The organism is Xenorhabdus sp. NBAII XenSa04, from assembly GCF_963866145.1.
Taxonomy (GTDB): Bacteria; Pseudomonadota; Gammaproteobacteria; order Enterobacterales; family Enterobacteriaceae; genus Xenorhabdus; species Xenorhabdus indica.
The window spans coordinates 1-12,936 of record NZ_CAWMEB010000032.1 but is presented as its reverse complement, the minus strand read 5'-3'; the positions used below and the strand labels follow the sequence as shown (position 1 = coordinate 12,936).

The window sequence follows — 12,936 nt, the reverse complement described above, 5'->3', positions numbered from 1 at the left end:
CCCCACAGTTTGCGCTATGCATGGGCGCAGGATGCTCTGGTGTTTTACCAACAAAATGGTTTTAGTCGTCAGGAAGCTCGAGCATTGGTTTCAATGGATTTAGGCCATGGTGATGGTCGCGGGCGGTATGTAGAACGAGTTTATAGCCGTTAAACTTAGTCGTTCAGTTATTGAGTAAGCTAAAACAATCAGTTAAAGTATTCTCGCCATTGGCACAATCCAATGGTCAAGGCGTCGCGGCCTTGAATGATCAACCCACTGGTAGGAAATTTCTACCAGTGTGCCTGTTATCGCCTTTTCAATGGTGGTTCAGGCAGGGAAGGCATAGCCTTGCCGGAATGGTTGATCTCCGGTCCGCGAACCCTGTCTGAATCACCACCATCAATATTAATTAATGGAAGGGGTAACAGGAATGAATGACAATATTAGAAATGATTGGCATCAAGCCGATATAATTGCTGCGCTACGTAAGCGTGGTACAACCTTAGCGGCTGTTTCCCGTGAAGCGGGACTTAGTTCATCGACATTAGCAAATGCATTCAGTCGACCGTGGCCTAAAGGCGAATGGATAATTGCGAATTATCTTGGTATACATCCTTCGGAAATCTGGCCTAGTCGGTACTTTGATATGTACGGCCAATTTATTGAACGTAAGGTTCGTAAAGTTTCAAAACTAGAAGATGTATAATTTAAAGAAGCATGTCGTAGTGGGGTAATTTATCACCCCACAGATTCTTTAGCTTTTCAAATATCCAAATTATGGTTATTTTTTATTCTGATAAAATTTAAATTAAGTTAAATCACCGTTAACTAGTAAATCAAACGCTAAAAATAGCTTCCGCAATTGTGATTTCAAAGAACTAACTTCAGTTTCCTTAAATAAGGGAAATGCTTCTTCTTGAATGTATGTTCTTAATTCAATTGTATCTATTTGCATTATATTTTTGATTATTATTGATATTTCTTTGTGTTTTGTTATTTCCTCTTTTTTAATATGTTTGATGGAGTTGAATTTTTTCTCTGAATAAAATTTATCTAATTCAACGCTTTTAATTACAGAATCTATTTTTCCATGCTCTTTTATTCTTGCTTCTACTTTATCTATTTCACTTTTTGATAAACCAATGTTATGAAAATCACATTTCTGTATCAATTTAGAAAAAGGGATTCTTTTATTTGAAGTTAGACTAGTGATAAAATCAATGGCCGCATTATTTGGTATTCCATTTTTTTCAAAAATATAATCTTCCAAATATTGAATTTCTTTTACCCTAATGTAAACAAATTGCTTGTCTCCTAAGGCTACAACTAAATTCTTACTAAGGTTAGGGTTTTTATCTAACTCGTCCAAAGTGGAAGGTGTAACCAGTACACTACCTAAGTTTCCCTTTTCTCCTTCATCTAAAATAAGTTTTTTTATTGCCTTTTGATATCTAAGAACGTCATATGGAGGTAATCCTTCATCTATTTTACTTATTTCATCATATATTTTTTTATAATTGTCTGTCTCTATAGATGTATATGTTATTTGTGATTTGTCATCTGTTCTATGTGTTTTAAAGGTATTCATTTCATCCTCTTTGAATTCAATAAAAATAATTCTTTCGGCAGACTTTCTTTTATCTTCTTTTGGTAATTGTGAGGAAAAGTCAGCCAGTAATTTTTTTACATTTCTATCGGTTAGTGAATATCCAATAAAAATTATTGAACTTTTTATCATGCTTGATAAGATTTTGGCACTGATTAGGATTGATGATTCATTATCATATTTTTCGTAATCTGAACTATTAATTACTATTGATTTAGGTGTTCTTATATCTCCGTGTATCTTATATAATTCACTCCATCCAATAGTATCATCAAAAAAACCTTCATTACCAATATACATTTTAGGTTCAACGTTTTGTTCAGATAAGAGTGTTTCAATAAATGAATCGTAATTTGTTATAATCATCTTTGCATTTTTTAAGAATTTTTTAAATGATTCAAATTCTTCTTTATCAAGATCTAACTTTAATTTATTTTGACTAAATCGCTGGCATAAGGAATATTTAAATGGTGATATTCCCTCATCAAAAACTCTTTTTGGTGTTAATCCTTCTAATGATATCTTACCGGATTTAAATAATTTATTATATTCTCTTTCAATATTAGTGGCTGCATCAGCATAAACCTTATGGTCTAGATCTAAACCATTATTTTCCTCTATGTATTTTTCTTTTATTTCTGATAAGTAATTATAAAAATTGATATTATTGTCATCAATTTTATTCCAATATTCTTCCAATAAGTCTTGCCATGTTGGAGAGTTTTCCAAATATCTTTTAGACATCCCAGAACCAATAAATACTATTGGATAGTTTTTGAAATTAAAAATAGTGTCATACATTTTAACTCCTTATTATTAAATTATTATCATTTAGATGTATTGCATATAGTAAATCACATTAAATCACTTTTTCTAATGATTTTATCATTGTTTGCGTAGTTTATGAGATATGTAAATAATTTGTGAGTTGTGGGACATCATTTAAACTCACCTTAATAGTAGTATATCCACATGAAGTATTGAGAAATGTATAGGCTCTTTTTGAAATTATTATTGCATTTTTAGCAATATTTATTTTATTGATGATATTTTTGCAATAAACGGTTGGTTCTCAATAGGCCAGCCAAGCAAAAATTAGGCAAAGAGAGGCAAAATAATATGGGGGTATTACAGGGGGGTATGGTAGATAATTGAACCAATAAAAATTATTTAAAAACAATTAAATAATCAATTTTATCGAATCCTGTAGGGGCAAAAAAATTAGGTGCTTTGTTGCAACAAAACGTAGGTAACACACTTCGTTTTTACTGCAATTGGAAATAACTCCGAAATTTATACCCTGAATCCAAGGCTGTGCGCCAGTGCTGCCTTTTTTATTTTGCCACCGCAATCACTTCCAGAACCTCAGTATCTCTATTGCGGCTGGCACCTATTCACTATAAAGTGTCTCTAAAATCATCAACCGCTATGCGCCAGGCTCGGAAAATAACCCCACTACATATATAACAGTGTTGCTAAGGCACTCAATGTAGGTCAGTTCGACAAGATTGAGGTCAATAAACCGACACTGATTGGACTATCAAAAGCCATTATCCGGCACGAGAACGGCAGGAAACCTTATTCTGAGGCAAGTGGGTTGCCCTGGCAAGCTGACTGATAAGCTAATCGCTAAGGCAAAAGAATGCCTATATGGCGGTTATGAATCAGTCGGTGATGTTATTCCCAGTGTGGCAGGATTGGCCTGTTATCTGGAGATTGCCCGGTCAACCGCCTATGAATACGGAAAGCAATAGAGTGAATTTTCGGATATCTGAGAGGGCATCGGTGCCATGCAGGATAACTGGCTTATCAACAAAGGGTTGACCGATGATTTTATGCAACAATAGCCAAGATGATGCTGACCAAACACGGTTATTCGGATAAGCAAGAAATTGATCACCGATCCCCCGATGGATCAATGTCCCCCGCTCCTGCCAAAATAATACTGGTACGTGTTTGCAGGATTGCGTCATAACCTTGTTAGCTAAAAATTCCATTAACTTGGTACGAGTTAGCTTTTTAGGGAGAAGGACTTTACCTGATTTATCCTGATAATGAATATGAAAGATGTGTTTGCTGAGATCGATACCAATACAATAAGTATTATGTTATTCATAGCGATGGCCTCGTGTAAAAGAAATCACCTTGTCAAAATATGCCTACAGGGCGAGGGGGCCATCCCATTAAACGGGGGGCACTTGTGCTGCAATGGCCTCAGTGAAATAATCATCGTTTCATTACCTAATCTTATAGTGAAAAACTGCTAAAGAAGTATCACCTGTAGTCTGACCCCCCTCGAAGTGCACTTTAACGACATAGGTTTTCATGTGAGAGGTCTGATAGGTACGTTTAGTTGCTCATCCTATCGCTAACTGAAAATAAAGTGCTCCAAGGTTTTTTATGCTCTCTAAAGAATAAAGTAACACTTCCTAACCTGCATATTTGAAATTCTACAATATTTAACAAACCGGTTGATATAGTACGCCATATATTGAAAAGAAAGACGATCATGAAATATGAATTTTCTGATTATTCTTATGGGAAATTTCAATAGATAGATCAAGGTTTAGATACATTTCCAATAAAAATTTTCACATCGTATTTATATTACACAATCTATCTGATATTTTAATAAATTTCACAAATATGAAACAAATGAGTTTGTTATTAATAATATTAAGTAAGTGTGTAATATTTTTTAATATAACTATTTATGTCTATTTAAATACATTAGATAATAACAGATGTTTATTTTATCAATAGATATGATATATGATGTATATAAAGAGGCAGAATTAATATTGAATTTTCAATTGATTTTATTAACAGTAGATTCATAGCAGGTTAACACCTCCCCAGTTAACTGGTATAAATATATCTATTGCTAAGCTCACACTGAAATTACTGTATTTTTTCGTTTCATATCTATCATTATCAAGAGAGCAAAAGTAATTTGAATATCATTTCTAGCATTTTTACTATGTATTTCCATTGTAATATCTTGGAGTTGAAATCTATTCACATATATAAATACATTAAATTATTGTGAATTTTTTGTGATTAATGTTGCGAGATATTATCTAACCTAAATTTCACGTTTAAATAACAGACTTAATCAGCTAGATCGGTGACAAATATCTAGCGGGTTATTTTTATATTATTTTTGATCTGAATTAAGCATAAGCATAATTCAGCATTTTTTCTATTATCAAATATTCAACTCTAAATGAAGAACCCCGTCGCAAGCAGCGGGGTATCGAAAACCATTAAGTTTACGCCGTGAGTGGCAGGGAATTAGATCCTAAAAGATTAAAAATTAGAACGATTATTTAACTAATAGATCAAAATTTGAAACTTTGGAACTATAAAATGAATATGACACGTAACCATACATCCTCATTAGAGAATCATTTGATTTCCTCTCGCGAATTGTCGCTTAGTTCTACTCAACAAGTTGTTTGGCTTGATCAAATTCTTCATCCTGATACCCCTAATTACAATATCAGTACACTAGTCTGTATCGAGGGAGAGCTGGATGACGTATTGTTCATTCAGGCTCTTGAATCTGTTGTTTCCCGTCATGATGCATTGCGTTTACGGCTCGTAGATACCCATGGATTACCCCGCCAAAAACTTGTCGATACTCTCCCTGTATCTCTATCCATACACGACTTTTCGCAATATCCTGACGCAGAAACTCAGGTCACACAGCAAACTTATGCTACTTTCATACGTCCGTTCCATTTATATGGAGAGCTGTGGCGTTCTGAACTGCTGCGAGTTAGTGAGACACGGTGGTACTGGCAATTTTGTTGCCATCATTTAATCTCAGATGGTTTGGGTTTGAGACTGGTTATCAAAGATCTTGCAGATAATTACAATCGTCTGGTCAAGGGGGAAGCACTGGCAGAAGCTGCGCCTTCCTATCTCGATTTCATTGTTGAAGATCGCGCCTATCTTGACTCTAAATTGTATACACGTGACCTGCAATTTTGGTTGGAGCGCTATAAAAAACTGCCCCCAGCCTTAATTCCACCCTCAAATCTAAGTACATCTGTCACTCACGAACAAGCAAAACCCATTCTTTGGCAATTAGATAAAACCCTTTTTCAACAAATTGAAAATACAGTGGCCGCTCATGGGCTATCCGTCCTCCATTTTATGTATGCCGTTCTCGCTTGCTATTTTGCACGCAGCACAGACGTGGAGGAGATTGTTATTGGTACGCCTGTACACAATCGCAGAAATGCAAAACAAAAAGGTACGATGGGAATGTTCTCGTCAGTCATTCCCATCGGAGTAACTGTTCATTCTGAGGATTCTTTCCTTGATGTCATGCGCAAAGCCGCAATGGAGTTGCGCCGTTGCTATAAGCATCAGCGGCTGCCAATTGCAGAGATAAACCAGCACACACAAATCAAACAGAAAACAGGGCGTACTCAACTTTTTGATATCATACTGTCGCTTGAATTGTTCAAAGCCGATATGAATATGCAAGGCACCGTCACAACACTCAAACAATCACATCGTGGTGCCATGTTCCCTCTCTCGATAGCCATCTACCAATACACGTTTACTCACCTTGAGAATATAAGCCACCCTGCCACCATCGAATTCAATTATGATACTAATTATTTGGGTCACGAGGAAGTCGTTGCTCTTCAATCTCGTTTGGCGCTATTGGTGGAAACTGCCATCATATCTCTGGATATGCCTATTGGAAACGCTCCCCTATTACCAACGGCGGAGCGCCAGAAACTATTGGTAGATTTTAATGCAACCGGTGTTGATTTCCCACAAGACACTCTGATACAGCAACTATTCGAACAACAGGCTGAACGTACTCCAGATGCCACTGCGATGGTGTTTGAAACACACTCCCTTAGTTACGATGAGCTTAACCGTCGCGCCAATCAGCTGGCTCACCACTTGCTTACCATAGGTGTCCAACCTGATGATCGCGTCGCCATCTGCGTTGAACGTAGTCTTGAAATGATAGTGGGATTGTTGGCTATCCTAAAAGCCGGCGGTGCCTATGTGCCGTTAGATCCAGCTTATCCGACTGAACGACTGACGTACATGCTTGATGATGCGGCACCGATAGCGTTGCTTACTCAGTCTTCACTCATTGAAAGGCTGAATAGTCACTTACCTACTGTGATACTTGATGCTCAAGCCCCATCTGTTTTTGATGAAGACTCGGAAGAAAATCCCAATGCTCAAGCTTTAGGGATAACATCACACCATCTGGCGTATGTAATTTATACCTCTGGCTCTACGGGACAGCCCAAAGGCGTGATGGTGACACACAGGAATGTCATCAATCTTTATACCGGATTGAATGCAGCGCTCGACCTCCAACAACCGTGTCGTATAGCCATGAACGCCAGTATTGTGTTCGATGCCTCGGTGCAAAGCTGGTTTCAATTGCTTTCAGGTCATACATTGATCATCGTTCCTGAAGAGATCCGTGCCGATGGTCAGCAACTCTGGCGCTATTTTGCACACCACCTTGTGGACATGTTTGACTGTACGCCAGTTCAATTGCAATGGCTGTTAGATGCCGGACTGGGAACACGTGCTGGCTATCAACCCAAGTTGGCGTTGATTGGTGGTGATACTATCCCCCCTTTAATGTGGTCCAGACTGCAAGAAATAGAAACGACCCGTTTTATCAACGTCTACGGACCAACAGAATGTACGGTAGACGCCACTCTCTGTCCGGTTGATGTATCATTGTCACAACCCAGCATCGGTCGGCCAATTGCGAACACCCAGATCTATATTCTGGATAAACAAGGCCGGTTGCTGCCTTTTGGTGCTGTTGGTGAGATTTATATTGGTGGCGTCGGTGTTTCCCGCGGTTATCTTAACCGCCCAGTGTTGACAACGGAACGTTTTATTCCCGACCCCTTTTCAACAGTGCCAGATGCCCGACTTTATAAGACAGGTGACCTCGGTCGCTGGCTGCCGGATGGCAATATCGAATATCTCGGCCGCAATGATTTTCAGATCAAGCTGCGCGGTTTCCGCGTCGAACTGGGTGAAATCGAAGCGCGCCTGGTTCAGTGTCCAGAAATAGATGAAGCCGTTGTTATCGCCCGCGAGGATATCCCCGGCGACAAACGCTTGGTAGCCTATCTTCGGACTCAGCCTGATAGTGAACTGATACCCGCCAAACTACGCCAGCAACTTGCACAACATCTGGCTGATTATATGCTGCCCAGTGCTTTTGTCGTGCTAGAGAACTTCCCTCTTACCCCTAACGGCAAACTCGATCGTAAGGCATTGCCGATCCCTGATCAGTCAGCGGTAATAACGCGTAATTATGAAGCGCCTTCAGGGGAACTTGAAATCATACTGGCTGAGATCTGGCAAGATTTGCTAGGACTGGTACGTGTCGGTCGCCACGATCATTTCTTTGAGCTTGGTGGTCATTCTCTGATAGCGGTCAGCCTGATTGAACAATTGCGTAGCGCTGGTTGGTTGCTTGATGTTCGCCACGTTTTCTCTTCACCTGTGCTTGCCGATATGGCTCAAGCTATCCAAACGAACCAGAATGATTCTGCCTTTATTGTACCACCTAATTGTATCCTTGAAGGTTGCACGACTCTCACCCCAGAGATGCTACCGCTAGTGACACTGTCTCAGGCGGAAATCGACATTATTGCCAAGACCGTAATCGGTGGCGCTGCCAATGTACAGGATATTTATCCACTTGCACCGCTACAGGAAGGCATACTGTTTCATCATCAGCTACAAGAACAAGGTGATACCTACCTGTTAAATAGTCTGATTGCCTTTGATAATCGTGAATATCTCAATGCCTTCCTTGAGGCTCTGCAAAAGGTCATTGACCGCCACGATATTCTGCGTACCGCTATCTGCTGGCAAGATGTGTCGCGACCTGTACAGGTAGTCTGGCGACAGGCTCCGCTGTCAGTAGCGACTTTCGAGCCAACCTCTGTTGATAATGTACAAGCTCAGTTGCAAGCACACACAGATCCACACCAGCGTCGGCTCGATCTGAGTCAGGCACCTTTGTTTACCGCCGCCATTGCTCATGATCCCGTCAGCCAAGAGTGGCTGCTAGCGCTGAGTTATCATCATTTGGTCTGTGACCATATGACACTGGAGCTTATCGTCGATGAAATCCGCCTGCTGTTGCAAGGGCGCACTGACGAACTTCCCAATCCGTTGCCGTACCGTAATTTCATTGCTCAAACCCTGAATGTACCGGCCTCGGTACATGAAGACTACTTTCGTGCCCGACTCGCCGACGTCGATACACCAACAGCACCATTTGGTCTGTTTAACGTACAGAGCGATTGTGAAGATATTGTTGAAACCCGTTTGTTACTGGATAGAGCTTTGGCTGGGGCACTCCGTGCTCAGGCTCGTCATTTAGGAATCAGTGCTGGAGTACTGTTTCATGTTGCCTGGGCACAAGTGTTGGCAAAAACCAGTGGCCGTGATGATGTGGTTTTCGGTTCCGTACTACTGGGTCGTCTGCAAGGCTCTGCGGGTGCCGATCGGGTAATGGGGATGTTTATCAATACTCTGCCAATACGGGTATCCCTTGCTAATCGCAGCGTATTGGAAGTGGTGCAGGCGACCTACCGTGACCTGACATCACTGCTGGAACATGAACAAGCTCCGTTGGCATTAGCCCAACGCTGTAGCGGTGTCGCCCCATCATTGCCATTGTTCAATTCCTTGCTTAACTACCGCCACAGTAAATCAGACTCCATTGGTGTTGCCTGGGACGGTATCCGTGTGCTGACCACAGTAGAACGCAACAACTATCCGCTCACCCTGTCGATAGATGATATAGGTGAGGATTTTGGTCTGGTGGTTCAAAGCATTGCGGAGATCGATCCCGCCAGAATAACGGGCTACTTGACTACGGTTATTGTTAATCTGCTCAACATGTTAACAACCGATCCTCATCAACCCATTTGTCATTTATCGATCTTACCCGACCACGAGCGTCAGCAACTGCTGATGGATTTCAGTGCTACCAAAACTGAATTTCCACAAAATGTTCTCGTGCACCAATTGTTTGAACAACAGGTTGAACGCACGCCTGACGCTATTGCGATGGTGTTCGAAGGACATACTTTCAGTTACGAAGAACTTAATCGCCGTGCTAATTGTCTGGCTCATCACTTGCTGACACTGGGGGTAAAACCCGATGACCGAGTCGCCATCTGTGTTAAACGCAGCCCGGAAATGATAGTGGGATTGCTGGCTATCCTTAAAGCTGGCGGTGCCTATATACCTCTGGACCCGTCCTATCCGGTCGAACGGCTGACTTATATGCTTAATGATGCCGCACCCGTCGTATTACTTACTCAAACCATCCTGACGGAGAAATTGGGGAGCAACCTGCCTACTGTGGTGCTTGATGCCCAAAAAACATCCGTTTTTGACAAAAAATCAGCAGAAAATCCCGATGCTCAGGCACTAGGACTGACTTCACACAATTTAGCGTATGTGATTTATACCTCAGGTTCCACCGGACAGCCTAAAGGCGTTATGGTTGAGCATGGTGGATTCAGAAATTACCTACAGTGGGCGCTTGGGCATTATGCTAGTGCAGGTCAACTAAACAGTATCGTGTCATCACCAGTGGCCTTTGATGCAACGGTCACCAGTATTTATCTGCCCCTACTTTGTGGTGGCAAAATACAACTGCTCCGTGACGGACAGGAATTGACTGAGCTGATACCCGCTCTGTTGTCTATGGACACTGCTGCTCTGGTCAAGATCACTCCTACTCATTTTGCGACAGTGGGTCAGGAACTATTAGCGACAAAACAAACTTGTCCTGCACATTATTTCATTGTAGGTGGAGAGCCGCTCCCTGGTTCAACCGTAGCACGTTGGCGTGAACTTTCCCCTGAATCTCGCATTGTTAACGAGTATGGCCCAACTGAAACGGTGGTTGGCTGTATTACGTTTGATACCAATAAACTGAGTAATATCACTGGTAATGTTCCTATTGGCTGTCCTATCGCTAACACCCAAATCTATATTTTAGATACACAACGTGAACCCGTTCCTCTTGGTGTTATCGGTGAGATCTATATTGGCGGTGCCGGTGTGGCCCGTGGCTACCTGAAACAACCAGAATTGACAGCGGAACGCTTTGTTCCCAACCCGTTCTCAGATATACCTCATGCCCGAATGTATAAGACCGGCGATCTCGGTCGTTGGCGGCCTGATGGCAATATTGAGTATTTGGGTCGCAACGATTTTCAGGTCAAGGTCCGTGGCTTCCGTATTGAGCTTGGCGAAATCGAGACACAACTTGTTCAGTGTCCGGGGGTAGATGAAGCCGTTGTCGTTGCGCGTGAAGACATGCCGGGTGATACCCGTTTGGTTGCTTATCTCCGGCCACAATCCGGTGTTGAACCCGTACTGGCTGAATTACACCAGCAGCTTACCCGGCATTTGGCTGAGTACATGATCCCCAGTGCCTTTGTGATGTTGGAAACCTTCCCGCTTACGCCTAATGGTAAACTCGACCGTAAGGCATTGCCCACTCCTGACCAATCAGCCGTAGCAACCCATGCTTATGAAGCGCCCATTGGCAAATTGGAAATAACACTGGCGCAGATCTGGCAGGAATTACTGGGGCTGGAACGCGTCGGACGTTATGACCATTTCTTTAAACTTGGTGGCCATTCATTACTCGCTGTCCAATGCACAACACGTGTACGCCAAGTATTAGCTTTGGATCTGCCGCTTGCTCAGTTCTTTGCTCAGCCCGTTCTTATTGACCTTGCCCGGACGCTCACTGATGTCTCAGTAAGCACTCAGGCAATGATTCCTGCTGCTAATCGCAGCCTGCCGCTGCCACTTTCTTTTGCCCAACAACGATTATGGTTCCTCGACCAACTCGATTCTGCGGCCAGCCAGGCTTACCACATCTCTGCGGTATTGCAACTTTCCGGTAAGCTTAACTATCAAGCGATGACCTCGGCACTCGATAGCCTTGTCGCCCGCCAGGAGAGTCTGCGCACTCACTTTATATTGGTTGATGGTCAGCCCTGTCAGGAAATTGCGCCCTCAGACACTGGTTTTACCCTCTCTTATCTGGATATGCGTCACCTGAGCGAAACAGACCGTACAAATCGCGTTGCCGAACTCGCCGAATGTGAAGCTCGCATGCCTTTCGATCTTACTCAAGGCCCGCTGGTCCGTGGTCAGTTGCTGCAACTGGCTGATGAGGAACATGTACTGCTGTTTACCCAGCACCATATTATCTCCGATGGCTGGTCCATTGGCATCATGGTTCGGGAACTTGCTGCATTTTATCAAGCCGCCCTCAATGATCACGATATTGCCTTACCATCACTGCCCATCCAGTACGCTGACTATGCCGTCTGGCAACGCAATGAGTTACAGCAGGATGTGCTCTCAGAGCAGCAGGATTTCTGGTATACCCAGCTCCAGGGGGCACCAGCTTTACTTGAACTTCCCACTGATCGACCTCGTTCGCCACTACAGAGCTATGCCGGCAAGCAGATACCGATCCATTTGAACACTGAAGTGCTCGCTTCCCTCAGAATATTTAGTCAAGGTCAGGATACTACCTTGTTTATGAGCCTGCTCGCAGCTTGGGCTATCGTCCTTGCCCGTCTCAGTGGTCAGGACGATATCGTTATTGGTACTCCCGTTGCCAACCGCCAGAACAGAGAAACCGAGGAATTAATTGGCTTTTTTGTCAACACGCTAGCCTTACGTATCGAATCTGGTCAGTGCAATACCGTAGAGGAACTACTTGCTCAAGTTCGTAAACGGACCATTGCGGCCTATGCTCATCAGGCACTGCCTTTCGAACAGGTAGTCGAAGCACTACAGCCAGATCGTAGCCTGAGTTACAACCCTATATTTCAGGTTATGTTGGTTTTGAACAACACCCCGGCTCAAGCGCTGAAGCTGCCCGGTCTGGAGCTCACTCTCCTGGAACAACCGCGTCTCAGTACTCAATTTGACCTGACATTATCACTTACCGAAACCGATGTCGGTTTAGTTGGCGGACTGGAATATGCAACCGACCTGTTTGATCAGGAAACGGTGATTCGCATAGCGGGCTACTTTGAGAATGTACTAACGGCGATGGTAACGGATGCCACACAAGCTATTTCATCTCTGCCTATGCTATCTGTAGCAGAACGTCAACAACTGTTGGTGGATTTCAATGCGACACAGGCGGATTTCCCGCAAGAAGCGTTGATCCACGAGCTGTTTGAGCAACAAGTGGAACGCACGCCTGAGGCCATTGCGGTGGAATTTGAAGGACAATCCCTCAGCTACCGTGAACTCAACCGCCGTGCCAA

At 42.7% G+C, this 12,936-nt stretch carries 7 protein-coding genes and 2 pseudogenes; 6 read left to right on the top strand and 3 right to left on the bottom strand.

Going from position 1 to position 12,936, the window contains the following annotated elements:
* The 3 genes and pseudogenes from AAC147_RS01740 to AAC147_RS01730 form a co-directional block, all read left to right on the top strand.
* A pseudogene (locus AAC147_RS01740) lies at positions 1–153 on the top strand (integrase domain-containing protein); the annotation flags it as partial.
* Positions 154–246: 93 nt separating this feature from the next.
* On the top strand, positions 247–420 hold the full coding sequence (locus AAC147_RS01735; protein WP_156115418.1) for a hypothetical protein: 174 nt from the start codon (positions 247–249) through the stop codon (positions 418–420).
* Positions 413–688: a helix-turn-helix domain-containing protein gene (locus tag AAC147_RS01730; protein ID WP_047685060.1), complete on the top strand. Its 276-nt coding sequence runs from the start codon at positions 413–415 to the stop codon at positions 686–688. The genes AAC147_RS01735 and AAC147_RS01730 overlap by 8 nt, the downstream gene beginning before the upstream one ends.
* Positions 689–790: 102 nt before the next feature.
* On the opposite strand, the gene AAC147_RS01725 is transcribed toward AAC147_RS01730, so the two are convergent.
* A complete protein-coding gene (locus tag AAC147_RS01725; protein WP_047685057.1) occupies positions 791–2,389 on the bottom strand; it encodes an SIR2 family protein in 1,599 nt (532 codons plus the stop codon).
* 390 nt (positions 2,390–2,779) lie between these two features.
* Between AAC147_RS01725 and AAC147_RS20005 the strand changes: the two genes are divergently transcribed.
* Both AAC147_RS20005 and AAC147_RS01720 read left to right on the top strand, forming a co-directional pair.
* Positions 2,780–2,872, top strand: coding sequence for a DUF7823 domain-containing protein (locus tag AAC147_RS20005; RefSeq protein WP_445286325.1), 93 nt, complete (start codon positions 2,780–2,782; stop codon positions 2,870–2,872).
* Between the two features lie 248 nt (positions 2,873–3,120).
* Complete coding sequence (locus tag AAC147_RS01720) at positions 3,121–3,342, top strand: terminase small subunit (protein ID WP_338114274.1); 222 nt, start codon at positions 3,121–3,123, stop codon at positions 3,340–3,342.
* Here the strand turns inward: AAC147_RS01720 and AAC147_RS01715 are convergent.
* Both AAC147_RS01715 and AAC147_RS01710 read right to left on the bottom strand, forming a co-directional pair.
* Complete coding sequence (locus AAC147_RS01715; RefSeq protein ID WP_047685054.1) at positions 3,313–3,561, bottom strand: hypothetical protein; 249 nt, start codon at positions 3,559–3,561, stop codon at positions 3,313–3,315. The genes AAC147_RS01720 and AAC147_RS01715 overlap by 30 nt on opposite strands.
* Before the next feature lie 9 nt (positions 3,562–3,570).
* Positions 3,571–3,681: pseudogene (locus AAC147_RS01710) on the bottom strand (IS110 family transposase); the annotation flags it as partial.
* Between the two features lie 1,276 nt (positions 3,682–4,957).
* Here AAC147_RS01710 and AAC147_RS01705 point away from each other — a divergent pair.
* The coding region (locus AAC147_RS01705) for an amino acid adenylation domain-containing protein (RefSeq protein ID WP_156115417.1) at positions 4,958–12,936 on the top strand (7,979 nt) is incomplete at its 3' end.

Excerpts from the sequence above, each read along its gene's own strand:
- AAC147_RS01735 (WP_156115418.1), top strand. The coding sequence starts at position 247 with ATGATCAACCCACTGGTAGGAAATTTCTACCAGTGTGCCTGTTATCGC.
- AAC147_RS01730 (WP_047685060.1), top strand. The coding sequence starts at position 413 with ATGAATGACAATATTAGAAATGATTGGCATCAAGCCGATATAATTGCT.
- AAC147_RS01725 (WP_047685057.1), bottom strand. The coding sequence starts at position 2,389 with ATGTATGACACTATTTTTAATTTCAAAAACTATCCAATAGTATTTATT.
- AAC147_RS01715 (WP_047685054.1), bottom strand. The coding sequence starts at position 3,561 with ATGACGCAATCCTGCAAACACGTACCAGTATTATTTTGGCAGGAGCGG.